This is a genomic window from Mycobacterium sp. NPDC003449 (genome assembly GCF_053588415.1).
In genome coordinates, this window is sequence record NZ_JBSFPX010000136.1 from 1 (window position 1) to 20,787 (window position 20,787).

The following is a 20,787-nucleotide window of genomic DNA, read 5'->3' on the forward strand; positions in this document are numbered from 1 at the left end:
TCCTGATCGTGGCGGCCCTGCGATTGCCCGCCGGCGCCGACCTCACCGGTCAGTTCGGCGGCCAGCCCGTCGTCAAGGCCTCGGCCGCGGTGCTGTTGGCGGTCGCGGCACTCGGGCATCCGGTCCGGCGGGAGCGCCGCTGGCTCGTCGGGGCGTTGGTGTGCTCGGCGGCGGGGGACTTCCTGCTGGCGATACCGTGGTGGCAGCCGTCGTTCGTGCTGGGGTTGGCGGCGTTCCTGGTGGCCCACGTGTGCTTTCTGGCCGCGTTGCTGCCGTTGGTGCGCCGAACCCCGGCGCGGCTGGCTGCCGCGGCGCTGGTGATCGTGGCGTGCCTGGCGCTGTTGGGGTGGTTCTGGCCCCGGCTGGCCGAGGCGGGGATGACGGTGCCGGTGACGGCCTATATCGCGGTGCTGGGGGCGATGGTGTGTACCGCGCTGCTCGCGCGCCTGTCGACACCGTGGACGGCGCTGGGCGCGGTCTGCTTCGCGGTGTCGGACGCGATGATCGGGATCAGCGAGTTCATTCGCGGCGATCAGCTGCTGGCGGTGCCGATCTGGTGGGCCTACGCGGCCTCGCTGCTGTTGATCACCGCGGGCCTGTTCTTCGGCAGGCGATATGCGCCGTAATGTGCCGAAAAACCCGGGCTAACAGGACAGAAACGTCCCGGCGCTAACTTCCCGCGCAGAACATCTGTCAGCGACGGGAGTGCACGTGATCGAACTGTCCGGTATGGGGCGCAGGGGATTTCTACAGACGGCGGCCTTGGGCTTCGGAGTCACCGCCGTCGCGGCGGGGTGTTCGGGAGAGTCACCGTCGCCCCCGGTCGCCGCCGCCGAGGTGCCGTACTCGACGATTACGGTGCTGCAGCCCGGACAAGGGGACCGTGGTGGTGACCACTACCTGTCATCGCTGCCGGATCAGGTGCTGTGGGGCTACGTTCCGACCGTGCACGCCGCGCCGGTCCTGCGCATGCGGTCGGGGCAGACCGTCACGATCGACACCGTCTCCCATGAAGGCATCCTTGAGGATCAGGGTCGCGATCCGGTGGAGTACTTCGGTGCCGAGGGGGTCCAGCCTGCCGATGTCCTCGAAGACGTGAAAACTATTGCTGCCGAGTACAATCGGACGACAAGGGATTTCGTCAAGGACGGGCCGCACGTGGTGACGGGGCCGATTTTCGTCGAAGGTGCCGAGCCCGGCGACGTCCTGAAGATCGAAACCCTCGCGACAGTTCCGCGCGTCCCCTATGGCGTGGTGTCGAGTCGTCATGGGAAGGGGGCCCTGGCGCTCACCGCTGACCGGGCCGCCCCGGTGGGCATCGATCTGGTCGAAGTGATGCCCGCGGCAACCACCGACGGACGTTCCGGCCCCGACCCCACGGCGTGGGGCAACGTGTCGGTGTTCACGCCGGTGGAGGAGGGCCGGGGCGTGCTGCCGGTCGGCGCCGACGCCGCTGCGCGGTTTCCGCTGAATCCGTTCATGGGCATGATGGGCGTCGCCTATGCGCAGGACTCTGGTCTGACGTCACCGAACGCGAATTCGGTGCCGCCGACGATCGGCGGCGGCAATATCGACATCAAGCTCCTCGGGGTCGGCTCGACGTTCTATCTGCCGGTGTTCGCCCCGGGTGCGCTGTTCTATGTCGGGGACCCGCACATGGCCATGGGGGACGGGGAGGTGGCGCTGACGGCGATGGAGGGGTCGTTGCGCGGTACGTTCCGGCTCACCGTGTGCAAGAGGGGATCCGGCGACGCGCCGAGTGTGGCGTACCGCTACCCATTCGCCGAAACGCCGACGTCATGGATCCCGATCGGGCTTTCCGACCCGGACGGTGCGGTCGGCGGTCAGGGCAGCAATCTCGACGTCGCGATGCGGCGGGCGGTCGTCAATGCACTGGATTACCTGGAGCGCGACCGCGGGATGGATCGCGCTGCCGCCTATGCCTATCTGTCGGCGGCCTCCGACTTCAGCATCTCGCAGGTGGTCGACAAGACGGTCGGCGTCCACGGCCAGATTTACAAGGAGCACTTCTCGTTGTAGACCTGCGACGGGTCGCCGTCGGGCGGCTCTGCTAAACCTGGCGAATGACCATCACCCGGCAGGCGGCCGAGCACGAACCGATCGCGCGGGTGCTGCCGATGCTGTCGGTGCCGCATCTGGACCGCGAGTTCGACTATCTGGTGTCGGCCGAGCAGTCCGACGACGCCCAGCCCGGCGTGCGGGCCAAGGTGCGGTTTCACGGCCGCCTGGTCGACGCGTTCATCCTGGAACGGCGCTCCGACACCGACCATGACGGCAAGTTGGGCTGGCTGGACAAGGTGGTCTCGGCCGAGCCGGTCCTCACCGCGGAGGTGCGGCGCCTGGTCGACGCCGTCGCGGCCCGCTACGCCGGCACCCGGCCGGATGTGCTGCGCCTGGCGGTCCCGCCGCGCCACGCCAGGGTCGAGAAGCAGACCCCTCCCGAGCCGGAGCCGATCGTGCCGTCGGCCGTCGACCCCGACGGCTGGGCCCGGTACGGGCGCGGTGAACAGTTCCTGACCGCGCTCGGCGAGGGTCGCGCCGCCCGCGCCGTGTGGCAGGCTCTGCCCGGTGAACGCTGGCCGCAACGATTGGCCGAGGCCGTCGCGGTGACGGTCGCCGCCGGGCACGGGGTTCTGGCGATCATGCCCGACCAACGCGATGTGGACGCGATGACCGCCGCGGCCCTCGAGCAGGTTCCCGAGTCGCGGGTGGTGGCCCTTTCGGCGGGCCTCGGCCCGGCCCAACGCTACCGGCGCTGGCTGGCGGTGCTGCGCGGGCAGGCGCGGGTGGTGATCGGAACCCGCAGTGCGGTTTTCGCTCCCGTCGCCGATCTGGGGCTGATCCTGGTGTGGGACGACGGCGACGACAATCTCGCCGAGCCGCGGGCGCCGTACCCGCACGCGCGTGAGGTGGCGATGCTGCGTGCGCACCAACTGCGGTGTGCGGCGATGATCGGCGGCTACTCCCGCACCGCGGAAGGGCAGGCGCTGGTGCGGACCCGGTGGGCGCACGATCTGGTCGCGACGCGTCCGGTGGTGCGGGCCGCGTCGCCGCGGGTCGTCGCACTGGAGGACAGCGGGTACGCCCAGGAGCGCGACCCGGCGGCCCACACCGCGCGGCTGCCGTCGATGGCCCTTCAGGCGGCCCGCTCGGCGCTGCAGGCCGAGCGGGCGGTGCTGATCCAGGTGCCGCGGCGCGGCTACGTGCCCGCGCTGGCCTGCGCCCGGTGCCGCACCATCACCCGGTGCCGGCACTGCACCGGGCCGCTGGCACTGCCGGAGCGCGCCAGCGCCGCGGCCGAATGTCGTTGGTGCGGACGGGCGGAGCCCGCACTGCGATGTGTGCGTTGCGGTTCGGATGCGGTGCGGGCGGTGGTGGTCGGCGCCCGGCGCACCGCGGAGGAACTCGGCCGGGCCTTCCCCGGAACCACGGTCGTCACCTCGGGCGGGGACGCCATGGTGTCCTCGGTGCCCGATGCCCCCGCGCTGGTGGTGTGCACCCCCGGCGCCGAACCGGTCGCCGAGGGGGGCTACGGCGCGGCGCTGCTGCTCGACGGCTGGGCCCTGCTCGGCCGTCAGGACCTGCGGGCCGCCGAGGACACGCTGCGCCGGTGGATGGCCGCCGCGGCCCTGGTCCGGCCCCGGCGGGACGGCGGTGTGGTCGTGGTGGTCGCGGAGTCCGCCATCCCCACCGTGCAGGCGCTGATCCGCTGGGATCCGGTCGGTCACGCCGACGCCGAACTCGACGCCCGCGGCGAGGTGGGCCTGCCGCCCGCCGTTCACATGGCCGCCGTCGACGGTGCCACCGGGGCGGTGGCCGCGCTGCTGGAAGCGGCGCAGCTGCCCGACGTCGCCGAACAGCTCGGACCGGTCGACCTGCCTGCCGGGGCCAGGCGGCCCCCGGGGATCGACGCCGGCGCCGAGGTGGGCCGGATGCTGGTGCGGGTGCCCCGCGACGGCGGCCTCGCGCTCGCGGCCGCGCTGCGACGGGCCACCGCGGTGCTCAGCGCGCGCCACGATCAGGAACCGTCCCGGGTGCAGATCGACCCGCTGCACATCGGGTAGGCCACCCCGCACCGGCGTCCCTAGACTGACGCGGTGCGTGTCGTCTTTGCCGGTACCCCGGACCCTGCGGTCGCGTCGCTGCGCCGGCTGATCGAATCCCCCCGCCACGACGTGATCGCGGTGCTGACCCGGCCCGATGCCGCCGCCGGACGGCGGGGTAAACCCGCACCGTCGCCGGTGGCCCGGCTGGCGCTCGACCATGACATCCCGGTACTGCGCCCGAGCCGGCCCAACGGTGACGAATTCGTCGCGGAGCTGACCGAATTGGCGCCGGACTGCTGTGCGGTGGTGGCGTATGGCGCGCTGCTCGGCGGACGCCTGCTGGCGGTCCCCACCCGCGGCTGGATCAACCTGCACTTCTCGCTGCTGCCGGCCTGGCGGGGTGCGGCCCCGGTGCAGGCGGCGATCGCGGCGGGCGACGAGGTGACCGGCGCGACGACGTTCCTGATCGAACCGGCGCTGGATTCCGGGCCGGTGTACGGCGTGGTCACGGAGACGGTCCGGGACATCGACACCGCGGGCACCCTGCTCGAGCGGCTCGCGGTGTCGGGGGCGGCGTTGTTGGAGACCACCCTGGACGGTGTCGCCGACGGCTCGCTGACCGCGGTGCCGCAGCCCGCCGACGGCATCACCGTCGCACCCAAGATCACCGTCGATGCGGCCCGGGTGCGTTGGGACCTGCCCGCCCATGCCGTCGACCGCCACATCCGGGCCGTCACCCCGAACCCGGGCGCATGGACCATGATCGGTGATCTCCGGGTCAAGGTCGGGCCGGTTATCCCCGACGAATCCGCCGACTCGTTGGCACCGGGGGCGATTCGACTGGGCCGCAAGAACATTCATGTCGGGACCGGGTCGTTTCCGGTCCGGCTCGGCCAGGTCCAGGCGCCGGGCAAGAAGCCGATGACCGCCGCCGACTGGGCCCGTGGCGCCCGCCTCGACGATCAGGTGCGGGCCTCATGACCCGGCCGCCCAACCCGGCCCAGCGCAAACGCGCACCGCGCCGCAAACCGCTCGATTCGGCCCGCGGGGCGGCCTTCGATGTGCTGCGGGCGGTGTCCGAGCGGGACTCGTACGCGAACCTGGCGCTGCCCGCCCTGCTGCGCGAGCGCGGGATCGAGGGACGCGACGCGGCCTTCGCCACCGAGCTGACCTATGGGGCGTGCCGTACCCGGGGCCTGCTCGACGCGGTGATCAGCGCGGCCGCCGGGCGGCCGCCCGAGCGGATCGACCCGGTCCTGCTCGACCTGCTGCGGCTCGGCACCTATCAACTGCTGCGCACCCGGGTCGAACCGCACGCCGCCGTGTCCACCACCGTTGAGCAGGCCGGTATCGAGTTCGACACGGCCCGGGCGGGTTTCGTCAACGGTGTGCTGCGCAAGATTGCCTCTCGCGACGAACGGTCCTGGACCGACGAACTGGCGCCGGCGATCGCCACCGATCCCGTCGGGCATGCCGCGTTCATCCACGCCCACCCCCGGTGGATCGCCCAGGCGTTCACCGACGCCCTCGGCGGGCGGGCCGGGGAGCTCGACGACCTGCTGGCCAGCGACGACAGCCGGCCCGCCGTGCACCTGGCCGCCCGGCCGACCGCGCTGACCGCCGACGAACTCGCCGCGCAGACCGGAGGCACCGTCGGCCGGTACTCGCCGTACGCGGTGTACCTGCCCGGCGGGGACCCTGGTCAGCTGGCCGCCGTCCGCGACGGAGCCGCCCAGGTCCAGGACGAGGGCAGTCAATTGGTGGCGCGGGCGCTGACGGCGGCCGAACTCGACGGACCCGACACCGGCCGTTGGCTCGACCTGTGCGCCGGGCCCGGCGGCAAGACCGCGCTGCTGGCCGCGATCGGCGCGGCGGCGGGGGCGCGGGTCAGCGCGGTGGAGCCGGGGGAGCGCCGGGCCGAGCTGGTCGAGGAGAACACCCGCGGACTCGAGGTGGACGTGCATCCCGTCGACGGCCGGGAATCCGGCCTCGCGCCGGGCTTCGACCGGGTACTGGTCGACGCGCCGTGCACCGGCCTCGGGGCACTGCGCCGACGCCCGGAGGCCCGCTGGCGGCGGCAGCCCGGCGATGTACCGGCGTTGGCGAAACTGCAGCGTGAGTTGCTGGCCGCGGCGATCGGGCTGACCCGTCCGGGCGGGGTGGTGCTGTACGCCACCTGCTCGCCGCACCTGGCTGAAACCGTCGGCGTGGTGGCGGACGCGTTGCGGCGCCATCCGGTCACGGCGCTGGACGCCCGGCCGTTGTTCGAGCCCGTCGACGGGCTCGGCGACGGGCCCTACGTCCAGCTGTGGCCGCACCGGCATGGGACCGATGCGATGTTCGCGGCCGCCCTGAAAGTCCGGTGAGCGCTCGCGCCAAGAGCGCCAAGATAGGCTGACCGCCATGGCAGAACCGCTCATCGCACCGTCCATCCTGGCCGCGGACTTCGCGCGGCTCGCCGACGAGATCGCGGCGGTGGACGGCGCCGACTGGCTGCACGTCGACGTGATGGACAACCATTTCGTGCCCAATCTGACGCTGGGCCTGCCGGTGGTCGATTCGCTGCTCAAGGTGACCGATATCCCGATGGACTGCCACCTGATGATCGAGGATCCGGCCCGGTGGGCCCCGCCGTACGCCGAGGCCGGCGCCTACAACGTCACCTTCCACGCCGAGGCCACCGACGATCCGGTCGCGGTGGCCCGCGATATCCGGGCGGCCGGGGCCAAGGCCGGACTGTCGGTCAAGCCGGGCACCCCGCTGGAGCCCTACCTGGAGATTCTGCGGGAATTCGACACCCTGCTGGTGATGTCGGTGGAGCCGGGTTTCGGTGGCCAGAAATTCATTCCCGAGGTGCTCGCCAAGGTGCGGACCGCACGCCGGCTGGTGGATTCCGGTGAGCTCACCGTGGTGGTCGAGATCGACGGCGGGGTGAACGTCGACACGATCGAGCAGGCCGCCGAGGCCGGGGTGGACTGTTTCGTGGCCGGGTCGGCCGTCTACAGCGCCGATGACCCGGCCGCCGCGGTGACGTCGCTGCGCCGGCAGGCCGCGGGCGCATCCCCGCATCTGGCGCTGTGACCATCGACCTCGAGGCCGTCATGCGGCTGGCGATCGAGCAGGCCGACCGGGTCAAGGGCAGCACCTACCCCAATCCGCCGGTGGGCGCGGTGATCCTGGATCGCGACGGGCAGGTCGCCGGGGCCGGCGGCACCCAGCCGCCGGGTGGCGCGCACGCCGAGGTGATGGCCCTGGGGCAGGCCGGGCACCGGGCGGCCGGTGGGACCGCCGTGGTCACGCTGGAACCGTGCAACCATCACGGCCGGACCCCACCGTGCGTGGATGCGCTTGTGGCGGCCGAGGTTTCGCACGTGGTGTACGCCGTCGCCGATCCGAATCCGGTCGCCGCGGGGGGATCGACGCGGCTGGCCGACGCGGGCGTCGCGGTGACGGCCGGAGTGGCGGCCGATGCGGTCGCCGCGGGCCCGCTGCGGGAATGGCTGCACAAACTGCGCACCGGGGCACCGCATGTCACCTGGAAGTTCGCCACCAGTGTGGACGGGCGTAGCGCCGCCGCCGACGGTTCCAGCCAATGGATCACCAGCCCGGCGGCCCGCACCGATGTGCACCGCAGGCGCGCCGCGGCGGACGCCATCGTGGTGGGGACCGGGACGGTCTTCGTCGACGATCCCGCGCTCACCGCGCGGCTGGCCGACGGCAGCCTGGCCGACCGGCAGCCGTTGCGCGTCGTGGTGGGGGAGCGCGAGGTGTCGTTGGACGCCAAGGTGCTCAACGACGATTCGCGGACCATGGTGATCCGCACGCACGATCCGCACGAGGTGCTCCGGTCGCTCGCCGACCGCACCGATGTGCTGTTGGAGGGCGGGCCGACGCTGGCGGGCGCATTCCTGCGGGCCGGGGTGGTGGACCGCATCCTGGCCTACGTGGCCCCGATCCTGTTGGGCGGGCCGATCACCGCGGTCGACGACGTCGGCGTGTTGAGCATCGCCCACGCGCAACGCTGGCAATTCGACGGCGTGGTGCCGATCGGGCCCGACGTGCTGCTCAGCCTGGTGCCCGCGGAGTCGGAATCAGCTGAGCCCGGCTAAGGGAGTTTGGCGAACACGCCGTACTGGGCGGCGTTGCAGGCTCAGATCGCGGTTTCCGGAGGGGCTCCACAAGCCGGTCAACACGGACGGCCCCGGCGCGATTCCGAGGGTACGACGATCTCCGGGTCTTGTGGGCTGCGACCTATGGAAGCCTGCATGCGTTGAGGTGGACCGAGGTACTTGGGCGATGGCGAGATGCGGGTCGCGGTGAGTGAGGGGAAGATCGCCGGCATTCGGTTTACGGATGCGATGGTGTTGAGCTCGATGAGACCGGTCAGATTCGGCGGTTTCGACCGCATCTACGGGCGCTGATTGTTGCTCGCGAGCAGCGGTTGATTCACAGCTAGGGACGGACTCGCGAACGCAGGAAGGGGCCAACGCCTTCGCGACAAGGCTTCTGATCTTGACTTGTGGATGCAAGTTCTGTGTGGTGTCTCGTGTCCTCTATCCAGAGTGGTCACCTGGACTCGACACGCTTTCGGCCACGCGTGCTGCCGCACGTGTGGCGATGCCGATCGCGATTGGGCCGAAGAACTGTGTTCCGGGTATCCGCGTCCGCAACCGTATGCTCGTTGAAAGCCGACTACCGGTTCCTTCAGGTTCGATCGTGATCTCGCCGATGTAGTCACGGAAACGCAGTCCGGGCAGCAGCTGGTAGCGAAGTCGGTGCGGCGGCTCGAATTCAAGGATTTCTTCGCGGTGTCCATCGCGGCATGCCGGCGTGGTCGGAAACGACGCCCCACATCCTCGCCGGCGCAGCAGCGACCAGCCGCGACACCGAGTAGTGATAGATCCTGCTCATTTGGACCTCAGCTCGTTACAGATAACCGATGGCGAATTCTACTGATCAAAAGATACTTCCGACTAGGTCGCGTCTGTTAATTGCGGACGCGGTAGAAGGTGATGATGGCGGCCAGGGTGACTCCGCCGAGGTAGCTCAGGGCGTATTTGTCGTAGCGGGTGGCGATGGCTCGCCAGTGTTTGAGCCTGTTGAAGCATCGTTCGATGGTGTTGCGGTGCTTGTAGATTCGTCCGGAGAATCCCGGTGGTCGTCCACCTTTGCGGCCTTTGGCCTTACGGCGTTCGATCTGATCACTGCGCTCGGGGATGGTGTGGGCGATCTTCTTCTGGCGGAGCCGTGCCCGGGTCGAGTCGTGGGAGTAGGCCTTGTCGCCGAGCAGCCGAAACGTGTCGATGCCGGTGTCACCGAGCAGCTCCAGCAGCGGCCACAGCATGGGGTTGTCGCCGGCCTGGCCGGCCGACAATGCCATCACGACCGGGCTGCAGAGTTGGTCGGCCAGTGCATGGATCTTTGTGGTCAACCCACCTCGGGAGCGCCCAATGGCGTGGTCATCGGGCTCGTCGGGGTATTTCTTGTAGTTCGACAGATCCCCCTGTGTGCTGCCCCGGGCGGGCACCGGCAGCGTGCTGATGGACACGCACGCTGGTCGAGTCCACGGCCAGCAGCAGCTCAGCCAGATCAGCGTCGTGCTCGTCGATATCGTGGGCAATTGCGGCGAAGATCCGCGCGTAGGTGCCATCGGTAGACCAGCGCAGATGTCGTTCGGCCACTGACTGCCAGGCGCCGAACTGCTCGGGCAGGTCACGCCACGGAGATCCGGTGCGGAAGCGCCAGATAATGCCTTCCATCGTCAGGCGATGGTCGTTCCATGGACGTCCCCGTCGCCGTCCCGATGGCAGCACCGGTTCGATCACCGACCATAAATCGTCAGAAATCACATCTGTCCGTAGCACCTAAACAGCATCAGGCACAACACCGCTCATATTAAGCAGACACGCTCTAGTCGTTGGCCTTGGCGATGGTACTGCAGAATCATCGATTTCGCGCAGGCGTGTCGACCAGGGCTGGTAGCCGACTTTTCGCGAGATGCGTAGTGTTTTCAGCACCTTTGGTCCACGACAGGCCCGCGAGTCGTCGTTCTAGCATGACCTGGGCGAGCTGGTCTTCGGCTGCCGTGCTTCGTTGAGTGCTGTTGCTCGGTCGCCATGGTGCGTCCAGAAGGTGTGGTAGGGGCGTTGTTTCGGTCAGGGGCGGATGCGTACTGCATCCAGGTATTGCCGGCTTCGGCGGATTGTCTTTAGGTGACTTGGTCGCTGTAGCCGAGCATTTGGGCCACGACCGTAGGCGGGACCTGCGATACGAGTTCCTGTAGGGGGCAACGCCCATTGCGGTATCTCAATTGTTTAGAAACGCGGCAACTAGTCGGATAGCCCACGCAGAAATGCCATCAGCGCGGAATTGACTTCCGTGGTGCGTTCCAACTGGAGCCAGTGTCCGGCGCCGTCAAGCCGGACGTCACCCCGAAGATCGGTGAGGTTCTGTTGGACGTTCGCGAACCCGTCGGCCTGTAGGACGCGGGAAGCGTCGCGGGAGCCGACCATGAGATGGCATGGCATGGTGATCTCGACCTGTCCGATACCGGCGATGACTTCGTCACGGTAGTAGCCGCGATACCAGCTGAGAGGCCCACGGAAGCCGTCGCGGTAGGCATCGAGGTACACCTCTAGGTCACCTTTGCTGAGCCAACCCGGCAGGGGCTCTGGGTCGATCAGTCCGCTGAGGATTCCAGAGCCAGTTGTTCTGTGGCGCAGGAACGATCCCTTGGGTGCGTCACCCGACATCGCGTAATGCAGCATCCGCAGTGACCTGCTCACGTCGGCATCGAGTTCCGCCTCGGCCACGCCAGGCTGCTGGAAGTAGAGGAAGTGTAGGAAGTAGCCGCCGTCCAGCAGTCGCTGAACTGATTCCATGCTGGTGTGGGCTGGTGGCACGCTCAGCGCGAATATCGCGGACACGCGTTCAGGGTGCAACCGCGCAATGTCCCAGCCCAGGACCGCGCCAAAGTCGTGGGTCACCAGCGTAAAAGTTTCCCGGCCCAGGGCATCGGCGATTCCGAGCACGTCGGCAATGAGCTCACTAGCCTTGTAGGCGTCTATATCGTCTGGTTTGTCGCTTCCGCCGAATCCGCGTTGATCCGGAACGGCGACCTGGTAGCCGGCGGCGACCAAGTCGCCGATCTGGTGACGCCAGAGGTACCAGCATTGGGGAAAGCCGTGCAGCAGGATAAGCAGTGGACCTTGCCCCTCGACCACCACCCGCAGCGTGATTCCGTTTGCCTCGATCATGCGAAAGTCGCGCTGTATCAACAGTTTCTTCCCTCCATCTGCATCGGTGCACCTGGCCGCCCGGGTTGTGGTCCGCGGGTGAATCCGAAGCGAGCCGGCACATCAGAGGCGCGCCGATCGCGATCGCTACCTGCCGCCGCCAGGCTCTTTCGCTCTGTTCATCGTGGACAACGTTGGCCAACCGGTTACCGTTCGGATTCCCGCCGTCATCATCGACGAACGTCGGCCCTGACTGCGTTCCTGGACTCGGGTGCGGTCTCCAGGTTGCGGTGGTGTTGTGCTGGCGCTCGCCGATCAGGGAGGGGGCCCGTGTGCGCACTCGCCCTCGCGAGACAAGAAGCCAGCGGTCCAAAGTCTCGGAGGTTCCCCAGTTTCAGTGGACACCTGAGATAGCGGGACGGTGTCCTGCTGGAAGGATGTCGACATGTCGCGGACGCGTCGGTCGTTCACACCTGAGTTCAAGGTGGAGGCTGCTCGTCGGGTGATTGATGGGGGCCGGCCGGTGTCGGAGGTGGCTCGGGAGCTCAATCTGCACGAGAGTCTGCTGGGCAGGTGGGTGCGTCAGGAACGGTTCCGCGACGGGGCGGCCAGCGACGCCCGCCATGGGCCCCCGGAGGGCGATCTGACCGGCCGTGAACGCGCCGAGTTGGTGCGGTTACGCGCTGAGCTGGCCGAGAGGGACCGAGATATCGCCTTCTTGAAAAAAGTATCGGCGTACTTTGCGGCACAGCAACATCGGTGAGTCGGTTCGAGCTCATCGCCGCGGAGTGCGCCAACCACGACATCGCCACACTGGCTGACCTTCTTGGGGTTTCGCGATCTGGCTATTACGCGTGGGCGGTGCGACAGCGACGCACCGAACTCACGCCGCGCCAGCAGTGGCGCCGGGACCTGGAGGTCAAGATCTTGGCCCATTGGCAGCAATCGCACCGTACCTACGGCTCACCGCGCGTCACCGCGGACTTGCATGCTGCTGGGGTCTCGGTGTCGGTCAACACCGTGGCGGCGATCATGGCCGAGATGGGCATCGAGGGCATCAGCCCGCGGACTTTCAAGGTCAAGACCACCGTGGTCGACCCGGCGGCGTCGTTTCCGCCCGACCGGGTGGGCCGTGTCTTCGACCAAGGTCGTCTCGATGCGGTGTGGACCTCCGATATCACGTACTTGACCTGCGGAGAAGGGGATGCCTACCTGTGTGCGATTCGTGATGAGCACTCACGGCGGGTGCTGGGCTGGTCGGTGGCCGATCATATGCGCACCGAGCTGGTCGAGGAGGCCGTGGACGCTGCGGTGTTCACCCGCGGCGGATCGGTGGCCGGCACCATTTTGCATAGCGACAGGGGCAGCCAGTACACCAGTCACGATCTGGCCAAAGCCTGCTCCGATCACGACCTACGCCGCTCTATGGGGGCCACCGGCATATGCTGGGATAACGCCGGATCCGAATCTCTGTGGTCGACGGTCAAACACGAGTACTACAAGCGGCACGCCTTCACCACGTATGCGAATCTCACTGCGGGACTTGACAATTACCTTCGCTACTACAACCATGACAGGCGGCACAGTTCACTGGGAATGATCTCACCCATCGACTTCGAGATCACCGCACGGATCAACCAGCAATCAAGCTAACCGTGTCCACTTTTTCAGGGGAACCCCACTCTACATATGAGACAGACAGCACTGCTGACGCCACTGGTCGTCGGGCGATGAAGTTGTAAGACTGGTCGGCATCAGCTATCGAAACCTTGCCACTCGCGCGGTCTTCTGTTGGGCAGCGGTGTCGGTCAGTTCCAAGCTGCCAGTGGCGATGGCTCCGTTGGCGTTGGTTTTCTTCGTCCGGGAGCGGCCCGCAGGTTACGCGCTCGGCGGCGCGCTGGCCGCCGGATACGTGGTCGGCGAAGTGCTGGGCGCTGGGTTTCTGATTGGGCCCCGTCTCTCGGCCGCGGGTGCCCGCGGTCAACTAGTCGGCGGGCTGGCCGGTGGTGCCGTCGCGTTCATGAGTCTCGGTCTGCTGCATCACGCGCACCCCTGGATACTGGCGGCGCTGGCCGCGATGGCAGGTGCCGCGCCGAGCGCAGCACCCGGCGGGTTGCGCGCACTGTTGGTCGCCCAGCTGCCCGAGGATCTCGTGGTCAAAGCCCTCAGCGTCGAGTCGGTGCTGACCTACGTGGTGTGGGCGGTCGCCCCGGCGCTAACCGCCGTGCTCACTTTCCGGGTTGCCGCGCCCGCTCCGTTGATGGTTGCCGCCGCTGCGATGGCCTGCGCGGCGGTCGGAGTGTTCTCGATTCCACAAGGGCCACCATCAGCACCAGCCAAGAGCACGGTCGCGCCGCAACGGCTGCGAGTGCTGGCTCGCGCATGGCCGGTCTATCTCACAAGCGCTGCGGCCAACGCTCTCCTGGCCGTAGCCGAACTCGTCCTGCCCGCGCTGCTCGAACAGCGCGAGATCGACGTCCAATGGACGGGCCCCTTGCTAGCCGGCTTCTCCATCGCCTCCGCTGTGGGGGCCACCGTGTATGGCCTGCGTGTGCGGTGGCCGGGCTCGTTGGTGGCACAGACTTTCTGGTGGCAGATTGCCGTGGCCGGCTGCATAGGCATGGTCGCGCTGACCACAAGCGTCATCCTGATTGCGGGAACACTGGTGCTGGCTGGACTCCTAGCAGCCGGTGTCTACGTCGCGCGCATGATGCTTCTACGCCAAGCAATTCCGTCCGACGCCCACGCGGCGGCCTATTCGATGATGTACGCCGCGGGGGCAGGCGGCTACTCGAGCAGCGCGGCGTTCACCAGCACCATCCAACACGTCGCTGCCCCGTCGGTGGCCATCCTCTACGGCACCGCACTGACGGTCCTCTTGACGATCGCCAGCACGCTTGGTCAACGCCGAGGGCCCGCCAGGCTTCCAGGCACACAAGCATCGACATCTTCCGGCGACACCAAACTTCGGCCCGAGATTCGAGACAGGAACTGATCGACCTCGAATCGTTAGAAATGAGACAAGCGGCAACGACGGCACCGCAGCTCCCCATTCGATATCTGATTGCATTCGAACTTGCAGTGCTGACACACGCTTCCGTGCGGCGTGTGATGTCAACAGCCCTGGGCGGATCGTTGTGGGGGTGATCACAGATGGAGGAGGGTGTGCGGAAGTGCGGCGAAAGGAGCGAATCGCGACGGTCGGGTTGAGGTCACCGTCACGACCGCGGGCTCGGTCATGTGTCCCCGCGTCCCGGTACTCTGGTACCAGAAAGCGGAGTCACTGAAGACCCAGCCGGCTATTGCGCCGATCAGCCGCGCGCCTGGTACCTGTGCGCACGAGCAAAGGAAATGATCGTGACTGTCTTGCAGGATTGGCTCAGTCGTTCACCGGTGGCACCGCGAACGGTGAAGTTCCTGGTATGTGCCCCACTGCGGGTCGTATTGCCCAGCCGTCCGCCCCGGGCGAGCCGGGAACCGGTCCGGCTGCGCCGCGGGGTGGAGCGCTGCTGAGATCCCCTTTGACCGGGATTTACTCCGAGCGGTGACGCCCCGGCGGCGGCTGCTGCGGCAGCCGCACCGTCTGGTCGCCGCGATCCACGGCGATGCGCTGCGTCGCGGCGTCGATCAACTCGGTCGACGCGTCGTCACCGTCGGGGGACGACGGAACCTCGTCGGCATGCTCGTGGCGCCCGCTGATCAGCAGGCCCAGCACGGCCCCGATGACGCAGACGATGGCGGCGCTGAGGAAGATGTCGCCGTACATCATCACGTAGGCCTCGCGATACCGGACCGCCTGCTTGGTCAGCCGCTCGGCCAGTGACATGGGGCCCGCGCTGTCGGCGGCGGCCAGCGTCGCCAGGTGCTGATTGAACCGGTAGAAGCCCCAGGCGCCCAGCGCCGCGATGCCGATCAGCATGCCGATCATGCGGGACACCACCACCGCGGCCGAGGCGATGCCGTGTTCGGCGGCGGGCACCGCGCGCAGCGTCGCCGAGGTCAGCGGTCCGATCACCAGGCCCAGGCCCAGCCCCACGATCGCCAGGTCGGTGTCGAGCACGGGCAGCGTGAACAGGCCCAGGTCGTGACGGTCGGCCAGCACGTTGACCGACCAATGCGAGACGAGCACGAAACCGCCCGCCGCGATGATCAAACCGACGAACACTACGAGCCGGTCACCGAGCCTGGTGGCCAGCCATCCGCCGAGCAGCGCACCGATCGGCAGCGCGATCAGGAAGCGCAGCAGCAGGAACGCCGAGTGGTTCTGGTCCTGGCCGAGCACGCCCTGCCCGAACAGCTCGACATTGACCAAGGTCACCATCAACGCCGCGCCGGCACACAGTGAGGTCGCCAGGGCCGCCAGGAACGGCCGGAAGTGCACACCGGCGGGGTCGATCAGCCGGGTCTTGGCGACCTTCTCCCAGACGAAGAAGGCCACGGCCGCCACGAGAGCGCCGATCAGCACCGGCAGACCCCAGGACGGCAGCACCTGTTTGCCGTCGGGTTCCGGGTTGTACAGGCCGACGACGGTGAGGCCCAGCGCGATCGCCAGCAGCACGCCGCCGACGACGTCGACCTTCTCGGGCGGCTGGTCACTGTCCCTCGGCGGCAGGCTGAAGTGGATCATCACCATGGCGATGAGGGCCAGCGGCACGTTGACCCAGAAGATCGCCTGCCAGTGGTTGAACAGCCAGACCAGCGCGATGCCGTACATCGGGCCGAGCACCGCGCCAAGCTCCTGGGCGGCACCCACCCCGCCGAGAACCCCGGCCCGGTTGCGGGCCGACCACAGATCGGCGGCCAGTGCCAATGTCACGGGCAGCAGGGCGCCACTGGCCGATCCCTGGATGAACCGGCCGATGACCAGCGGCACCAGGTCGGTGGACAGGGCGGTGACGACCGAGCCGATCGCAAACCCGGCCAGACCCACCTGGATCAGCATCTTGCGGCCGAACCGGTCCGACGCGCGTCCCAGCAGCGGCATCGCCGCGATGTAGCCCAGCAGATAGCCGGTGATGATGGGCGTGACCTGCTGAATCTGGTTGATCGCGATGCCGACGTCTTTCATGATGTCGACGATGATCGTGATCACGACATAGGTGTCGAGGGCGCCGAGCAGCACCGCAAGGCTGCCCGCGCTGATCGCGACCGTGCGGTTTGCGCGGGATGCCACCGCCTGACCGGCTGCCATCAGGGTGCGGGCTTGGTGACGGAGACCTGCTTACCCCAGTCGGTGAGCGTCATGGTGACGCTGTTACCCGGTGTGGGCTCGATCCTGGCCTGCAGCAGCGAGTGGTCGCCGTCCTCGGTGATCCACGCGGTGCCCGGGACCGGACCGCTGGCCTTGAGCTGCGGGGCGATCTTGTTGACGGCGTCGGCGCTGACATTGCCGGTCACCCGGACCGCCTCTTTGCCGTTGATCTCCTCACGGCCGTCGGCCTTGCCGTCGCTGAAGTTGGCCAGGATGTTGGCCAGGCCGGTCTCGGGGTTCAGGATGGCCGAGATGTCGTAGATGTTGGCGGCAGGCCCGTAGTTGGACAGCGGATCGCCAGGCGTGAGCGCGGCATACAGATTGCCATCGGCGACAACGAACTTCGCGTCGGCGATCTTCTGGCCGAACGCGATGAGGTCGGCGGTGCCCTCGGCGGCGACCGCGGGGGCGTTGGTCAGGTCACCGTCGAGCTTCTCGATCGGCAGCCCCTCGAGCGTGCCCTGCACGGTCAGCAGCAGGTGCACACTCTGCTGGCTCTTGGTCGTGGCCGCGGCCTCCGTGAGCAGGGTGGCGCCGTCGGGCAGTGGGGCGTCGGACTTCTCGGAGGACGATGAGCAGCCCGCGACAAGCGCGACGGTGGCGAATAGGACTGCAAGCAAGGACTGGACTGCGAAGCGTGGGCGCGTCTGCATGACTGCATCGTAGAGGCTCGCGGTGACCGCCTGCCTGCCCCGACCGAATACTCTGGTCGGGTGTTCACCGGAATCGTCGAAGAATTGGGTGTCCTGGTCGACAAAACCGACCTGGCCGATGCGGCCAGGTTCACCATCCGGGGCCCGCTGGTCACGGCCGATGCCGGCCACGGCGACTCGATCGCGGTGAACGGCGTGTGTCTGACCGTGGTCGAGGTGCTGCCCAACGGTGCGTTCACCGCGGATGTGATGGGCGAGACCCTCGACCGGTCCAGCCTGGGCAACGTCGGCGTGGGTAGCCCGGTCAACCTGGAACGGGCCGCCGCGGTCAACAGCCGGCTCGGCGGGCACATCGTGCAGGGGCACGTCGACGGGACTGGGACTGTGACGTCGCGCACTCCGCACGAACACTGGGAGGTGGTGCGGATCGGGCTGCCGGCCGCGCAGTCCAGATACGTCGTGGAAAAGGGCTCTATCACCGTCGACGGGGTCTCGCTGACGGTCTCGGCCGTAGGTGCGGACTGGTTCGAGGTGTCGCTGATCCCCACCACCCGGGAACTCACCACCGTCGGCCGGGCAGAGGTCGGCACCACGGTGAATCTGGAGGTAGACATCATCGCGAAGTACGTTGAACGACTACTCTCCCAGAATTCCTGATTGACCAGCAGTTTTATCGGCTGGCTCAAAGATAACACGCGGGCACAAGGTTCTGTGTCAAAATAACTGCATGGCGTCGTCTTTGCTGGCTGACCTGCTGCCGTCCTGGCAGCTGCATCTACGTGCCGAACGCAAGTCGGAGAACACCCTAGGCAGCTACACCCGTGGCGTAGCGGCATTCCTCAAGTGGTGCAACGACACTGACACCCCGCCGACGCTCGACAAGGCGACGGTGCAAACGTTCCTGGTGGCCCTGCTCGACGGTGGCGCCGAACCGGCCACGGCTCGCACCCGGTACGCGGCGCTACGCCGATACGGCCAATGGCTGGCCGATGAGGGGGAGTTGCCGAGCAACCCGCTCTATGGCATGGCCCCGCCCAAGCTCGACGCCAAGGTGACCCGCGCACTGTCCGATGGGGAACTGAAGGCGTTGATCGCCGCGTGCAAGGGCACCGCGTTCATTGACCGCCGCGATGAGGCAGCGGTGCGGTTTATGGCTGAGACCGGGGTGCGAGCCGGTGAAGCTATCGCCATGCTCCTATCGGATATCGACCTACCCAAGGGCATTGCCGTGGTGAGTCGCGGCAAGGGCGGCAAGGGTCGGGTCGTTCCTTTCGGGCCGCAGACGGCATCCGTGATGGACCGGTATGTCCGTGCCCGTCGTACTCATCGTCTTGCGGAGGCGGGTCCGTTGTGGGTTGGCGGGGGAGGGCAGGGCTTCGGTTATCACGGGCTTAATGTCGCCCTGAAACGCCGTGCCGAGGTTGCCGGTATCGAGAACTTCCACTTGCACCTGCTGCGGTCGACGGCCGCGACGCGGTGGCTCCGGGCCGGTGGAAGCGAACAGGGATTGATGGCCGTCGCCGGGTGGTCCAGTCGCGAGATGTTGGATCGGTACACCACGGCCAGCGCCGCCGAACGTGCCGCCGCCGAATCGCGCACGTTGGGACTGGGCGACCTCTGACCTGGAGCTACGGCAGACTTATACTCCTTATATCTGCAGTAGGGCAAGTCAATATGGTGAAGATCACATATTCTTTCCTGCCGGAATCGCCGGAGCCTTGTGCGAATCTGGAGACGTGACCGACACGACAACCCGACTCAAGGCGGCAGGTGGCTGCGCACGAGTCATGGGCGCGCACCATCGACCGCAGCGCCCGCACCGCCCCGGCCCGCCGCGCCATGCTCGACAAGTTTGAGCGCCAGGCAGATCCGGAAGGCATCCTCACCACCCAAGAGCGCGCCCGCCGCGCTGAACACCTGTGGAAGGCGTTCTACATCCGCATGGCGGCCAAGAGTGTGGAGGCCCGCCGCCGCGCACAGGTGCGACCGCGGGACACCCGGCCGTGACGTACGTGCCGCCGGAACTCTTAGAGGCAGCACGGCGCAAGGGATACGACGTTCTGTTGAATGTGCACGGCATATACCCCTACGTGCTCCACCCGATGGGCGACGATGGCCCGCCAAATGCCCCGACACTGTCGGCGACAAGCGCGGACGACTTGCGCGCGTTGATCGCTGAGGCTCCACCGGTCGGGAGCCGCCCCGTGAGTGAGCGGAAACCGGTCCTATCCGACCCTAAGCCGACATCACGCGAACAGTGGGAACGGTCACCAGCCATCAGAAAACTATTCCAGGCCAAGCCTGGCAAGGTCGACGCGCCGCCTAAATAAGCCGCACCATCCCCATCACCCCAGCCACTACCCGAAAGTGGCTGAGATTCCTGCTAGCAACTCAGCAATGACCATACGAAATCAACGAACCCATGAAGACCTTCCGTGGCAAATTCCAATATCTCAAACAACTACGCGGACGACCGATCACTACCGAGTACCGAACATTGGTCGATATGCTGAACTACGCCGACCCGGACGGGACGAACTGCTGGCCAGGTAACGAGAAACTGCCCCGCGACACATGCCAGTCCATATCAGCCGTGAAAAGACACCTGAAGACTCTGCGAAACGCCGGTTACCTGAAGTTGGTGTCACAAGGTCGAAAGGGTAAAAACGGCGTCGGCTGGCATTCTCGATATGAACTTACGCTGCCGCCTCGAGGGCTCGCTGATGAGCCATTGAGTCAGGGGGTCATCGGTGAGCCCAAGATAAATATCAATGGCTCACTCATGGACGGTCAGGGGCTCACCCGTGACATGTCAGGCGCTCATTCAGAGCACGTCAAGGGTTCGCCAATGAGCCCCGTACCAGATCATCCACCAAATCCTCTACCACATCGTGGCGTCGTGTTGGTCGGGGAACGGTGCTACGGGCGACGTACCCGGCGGTGTGATTTTTGAAGAGGATCTCGGATTCACATGCATCGAATGCGGGCGCACCTTTCCGGGATCACCTAAGTCATCAGTGCGGAACTGGTGCGACCGTTGCTGGGATGAGTGGGCGGAAAAGACGCAATGACAAGAGACGAGATGATGAACGAACGAATCACGATCACCACCGGTGGATCACCGGTGCATGTTCAACGACGACATCGAGGCAATGGGGTGATCCTGTCCCAAGGCAAGAGTTGGGTCGCCATTGCTGAAGATGAGATTGCACCTCTCATCCGAGCTATTCACGAAATAGTCAGCAAATAGACATGACTAGCGTCATAACAACTGATGTCCAACTTCTGGCAAACCTGACGTATAATCAGATCAGGTGGGCAAAAATACCGGGTATCCCGATGCATGCCTCCAATCTTGGCCACATCGCCACTGACGACAAGATCATTACCGGCCGCTACATCCCCGATGAAGGTGTCTACGTCCCTGTCCAGGGACTCTGGTTACCTGCACATGTCCTCGTGGCCTTGGTGACGGCGCTCATCGAAAATCCCCGGCTGTGCTCGCCGAAATTCCTCACCTGTGAGCAGCGGTCAGTGTAGTAGATGTCGGGAGCCAGAACGGAAGAGAACACGACTGAACT

At 66.9% G+C, this 20,787-nt stretch carries 19 protein-coding genes and 1 pseudogene; 15 read left to right on the plus strand and 5 right to left on the minus strand.

Annotated features, from left to right (window positions below):
• Positions 1 to 2 precede the first annotated feature (2 nt).
• From ACWDTP_RS27100 to ribD, 7 genes are all read left to right on the plus strand, one after another.
• Complete coding sequence (locus tag ACWDTP_RS27100; protein WP_450025557.1) at positions 3 to 626, plus strand: lysoplasmalogenase; 624 nt, start codon at positions 3 to 5, stop codon at positions 624 to 626.
• Positions 627 to 729: 103 nt separating this feature from the next.
• Positions 730 to 2,040, plus strand: coding sequence for an acetamidase/formamidase family protein (locus ACWDTP_RS27105; RefSeq protein WP_450025586.1), 1,311 nt, complete (start codon positions 730 to 732; stop codon positions 2,038 to 2,040).
• Positions 2,041 to 2,084: 44 nt separating this feature from the next.
• Positions 2,085 to 4,085, plus strand: coding sequence for a primosomal protein N' (locus ACWDTP_RS27110; protein ID WP_450025559.1), 2,001 nt, complete (start codon positions 2,085 to 2,087; stop codon positions 4,083 to 4,085).
• A gap of 33 nt (positions 4,086 to 4,118) precedes the next feature.
• Complete coding sequence (gene fmt, locus ACWDTP_RS27115) at positions 4,119 to 5,048, plus strand: methionyl-tRNA formyltransferase (RefSeq protein ID WP_450025561.1); 930 nt, start codon at positions 4,119 to 4,121, stop codon at positions 5,046 to 5,048.
• A complete protein-coding gene (locus ACWDTP_RS27120; protein ID WP_450025563.1) occupies positions 5,045 to 6,433 on the plus strand; it encodes an RsmB/NOP family class I SAM-dependent RNA methyltransferase in 1,389 nt (462 codons plus the stop codon). Before fmt ends, ACWDTP_RS27120 begins: the two co-directional genes overlap by 4 nt.
• A gap of 37 nt (positions 6,434 to 6,470) precedes the next feature.
• On the plus strand, positions 6,471 to 7,148 hold the full coding sequence (gene rpe / locus ACWDTP_RS27125) for a ribulose-phosphate 3-epimerase (RefSeq protein ID WP_450025565.1): 678 nt from the start codon (positions 6,471 to 6,473) through the stop codon (positions 7,146 to 7,148).
• A gap of 2 nt (positions 7,149 to 7,150) precedes the next feature.
• Positions 7,151 to 8,176: a bifunctional diaminohydroxyphosphoribosylaminopyrimidine deaminase/5-amino-6-(5-phosphoribosylamino)uracil reductase RibD gene (gene ribD / locus ACWDTP_RS27130; protein ID WP_450025588.1), complete on the plus strand. Its 1,026-nt coding sequence runs from the start codon at positions 7,151 to 7,153 to the stop codon at positions 8,174 to 8,176.
• A 444-nt stretch (positions 8,177 to 8,620) separates the two neighbouring features.
• Here ribD and ACWDTP_RS27135 read toward each other — a convergent pair whose 3' ends face one another.
• From ACWDTP_RS27135 to ACWDTP_RS27145, 3 genes and pseudogenes are all read right to left on the minus strand, one after another.
• Complete coding sequence (locus ACWDTP_RS27135; RefSeq protein ID WP_450025590.1) at positions 8,621 to 8,965, minus strand: SRPBCC family protein; 345 nt, start codon at positions 8,963 to 8,965, stop codon at positions 8,621 to 8,623.
• A gap of 89 nt (positions 8,966 to 9,054) precedes the next feature.
• Positions 9,055 to 9,931, minus strand: a pseudogene (locus tag ACWDTP_RS27140) (IS5 family transposase).
• A gap of 465 nt (positions 9,932 to 10,396) precedes the next feature.
• Positions 10,397 to 11,323 carry an alpha/beta fold hydrolase gene (locus tag ACWDTP_RS27145; protein WP_450025567.1) on the minus strand — a complete coding sequence of 309 codons (927 nt, stop codon included), beginning with the start codon at positions 11,321 to 11,323 and terminating at the stop codon, positions 10,397 to 10,399.
• Positions 11,324 to 11,747: 424 nt separating this feature from the next.
• Here ACWDTP_RS27145 and ACWDTP_RS27150 point away from each other — a divergent pair, with 424 nt between their 5' ends.
• The 3 genes from ACWDTP_RS27150 to ACWDTP_RS27160 all read left to right on the plus strand — a co-directional run bounded on the left by ACWDTP_RS27150 (position 11,748) and on the right by ACWDTP_RS27160 (position 14,297).
• Positions 11,748 to 12,065: a transposase gene (locus tag ACWDTP_RS27150; RefSeq protein ID WP_450025569.1), complete on the plus strand. Its 318-nt coding sequence runs from the start codon at positions 11,748 to 11,750 to the stop codon at positions 12,063 to 12,065.
• Complete coding sequence (locus tag ACWDTP_RS27155) at positions 12,062 to 12,955, plus strand: IS3 family transposase (protein ID WP_450025571.1); 894 nt, start codon at positions 12,062 to 12,064, stop codon at positions 12,953 to 12,955. Before ACWDTP_RS27150 ends, ACWDTP_RS27155 begins: the two co-directional genes overlap by 4 nt.
• A gap of 178 nt (positions 12,956 to 13,133) precedes the next feature.
• Positions 13,134 to 14,297, plus strand: a complete 1,164-nt coding sequence (locus tag ACWDTP_RS27160; RefSeq protein ID WP_450025573.1) for an MFS transporter — start codon at positions 13,134 to 13,136, stop codon at positions 14,295 to 14,297.
• 537 nt (positions 14,298 to 14,834) lie between these two features.
• On the opposite strand, the gene ACWDTP_RS27165 is transcribed toward ACWDTP_RS27160, so the two are convergent.
• On the minus strand, positions 14,835 to 16,493 hold the full coding sequence (locus tag ACWDTP_RS27165; RefSeq protein ID WP_450025575.1) for an MFS transporter: 1,659 nt from the start codon (positions 16,491 to 16,493) through the stop codon (positions 14,835 to 14,837).
• Entirely contained in the window at positions 16,493 to 17,206 is a 714-nt protein-coding gene (locus ACWDTP_RS27170; protein WP_450025577.1) for an LppX_LprAFG lipoprotein, read from the minus strand. The genes ACWDTP_RS27165 and ACWDTP_RS27170 overlap by 1 nt, the downstream gene beginning before the upstream one ends.
• A 60-nt stretch (positions 17,207 to 17,266) precedes the next feature.
• On the opposite strand from ACWDTP_RS27170, the gene ACWDTP_RS27175 reads away from it, so the two are divergent.
• The 5 genes from ACWDTP_RS27175 (at position 17,267) to ACWDTP_RS27195 (ending at position 20,746) form a co-directional block, all read left to right on the plus strand.
• A complete protein-coding gene (locus ACWDTP_RS27175) occupies positions 17,267 to 17,863 on the plus strand; it encodes a riboflavin synthase (protein WP_450025578.1) in 597 nt (198 codons plus the stop codon).
• Between the two features lie 70 nt (positions 17,864 to 17,933).
• Positions 17,934 to 18,827 (plus strand): tyrosine-type recombinase/integrase, encoded by an 894-nt coding sequence (locus ACWDTP_RS27180; RefSeq protein WP_450025580.1) that lies wholly within the window; start codon positions 17,934 to 17,936, stop codon positions 18,825 to 18,827.
• A 149-nt stretch (positions 18,828 to 18,976) separates the two neighbouring features.
• Positions 18,977 to 19,213 carry a hypothetical protein gene (locus tag ACWDTP_RS27185; RefSeq protein ID WP_450025582.1) on the plus strand — a complete coding sequence of 79 codons (237 nt, stop codon included), beginning with the start codon at positions 18,977 to 18,979 and terminating at the stop codon, positions 19,211 to 19,213.
• A 499-nt stretch (positions 19,214 to 19,712) separates the two neighbouring features.
• Positions 19,713 to 20,159 (plus strand): helix-turn-helix domain-containing protein, encoded by a 447-nt coding sequence (locus ACWDTP_RS27190; RefSeq protein WP_450025592.1) that lies wholly within the window; start codon positions 19,713 to 19,715, stop codon positions 20,157 to 20,159.
• A 299-nt stretch (positions 20,160 to 20,458) separates the two neighbouring features.
• A complete protein-coding gene (locus ACWDTP_RS27195) occupies positions 20,459 to 20,746 on the plus strand; it encodes a hypothetical protein (RefSeq protein WP_450025584.1) in 288 nt (95 codons plus the stop codon).
• Positions 20,747 to 20,787: the final 41 nt, after the last annotated feature.

Coding starts and splice junctions, on each gene's coding strand:
- ACWDTP_RS27105 (WP_450025586.1), top strand. CDS start 730: ATGGGGCGCAGGGGATTTCTACAGACGGCGGCCTTGGGCTTCGGAGTC.
- ACWDTP_RS27110 (WP_450025559.1), top strand. CDS start 2,085: ATGACCATCACCCGGCAGGCGGCCGAGCACGAACCGATCGCGCGGGTG.
- ACWDTP_RS27120 (WP_450025563.1), top strand. CDS start 5,045: ATGACCCGGCCGCCCAACCCGGCCCAGCGCAAACGCGCACCGCGCCGC.
- rpe (WP_450025565.1), top strand. CDS start 6,471: ATGGCAGAACCGCTCATCGCACCGTCCATCCTGGCCGCGGACTTCGCG.
- ACWDTP_RS27145 (WP_450025567.1), bottom strand. CDS start 11,323: ATGATCGAGGCAAACGGAATCACGCTGCGGGTGGTGGTCGAGGGGCAA.
- ACWDTP_RS27150 (WP_450025569.1), top strand. CDS start 11,748: ATGTCGCGGACGCGTCGGTCGTTCACACCTGAGTTCAAGGTGGAGGCT.
- ACWDTP_RS27160 (WP_450025573.1), top strand. CDS start 13,134: ATGGCTCCGTTGGCGTTGGTTTTCTTCGTCCGGGAGCGGCCCGCAGGT.
- ACWDTP_RS27165 (WP_450025575.1), bottom strand. CDS start 16,493: ATGGCAGCCGGTCAGGCGGTGGCATCCCGCGCAAACCGCACGGTCGCG.
- ACWDTP_RS27170 (WP_450025577.1), bottom strand. CDS start 17,206: ATGCAGACGCGCCCACGCTTCGCAGTCCAGTCCTTGCTTGCAGTCCTA.
- ACWDTP_RS27180 (WP_450025580.1), top strand. CDS start 17,934: ATGGCGTCGTCTTTGCTGGCTGACCTGCTGCCGTCCTGGCAGCTGCAT.
- ACWDTP_RS27190 (WP_450025592.1), top strand. CDS start 19,713: ATGCTGAACTACGCCGACCCGGACGGGACGAACTGCTGGCCAGGTAAC.
- ACWDTP_RS27195 (WP_450025584.1), top strand. CDS start 20,459: ATGACTAGCGTCATAACAACTGATGTCCAACTTCTGGCAAACCTGACG.